Consider the following 245-nt stretch of genomic DNA (forward strand, 5'->3'; position numbering starts at 1 on the left):
GCCTGGATCCAAAGCCCCGCTGCGGCCTATTCCCCGATCATGCCGGCGGCTGCGCTGGCACATGCCGGCGCCGATGCGGTGCTGACGCTCACCTCCCTAGGCTCGCGCATGAAAGGCCTTGCCCGATGAACCTTATCGAGTCCACCACGACGCCGGCCACCGAGCGCGTGAACCGGCTCAGCGTCGATGACGTCCCGCAGAACCTGGTCGCCATGGAGGCGCTGCTGCGCCGCGACGGCCTGGAC

1 pseudogene is annotated in these 245 nt (G+C 69.0%); it reads left to right on the plus strand.

Features of this window, described 5'->3' with window-relative positions:
• A pseudogene (locus ACQG3P_RS21750) lies at positions 1–129 on the plus strand (chemotaxis protein CheB); the annotation flags it as partial.
• Positions 130–245: the final 116 nt, after the last annotated feature.

The sequence above is a fragment of the Stenotrophomonas sp. SrG genome (assembly GCF_050031795.1).
GTDB classification, from domain to species: Bacteria; Pseudomonadota; Gammaproteobacteria; order Xanthomonadales; family Xanthomonadaceae; genus Stenotrophomonas; species Stenotrophomonas rhizophila_A.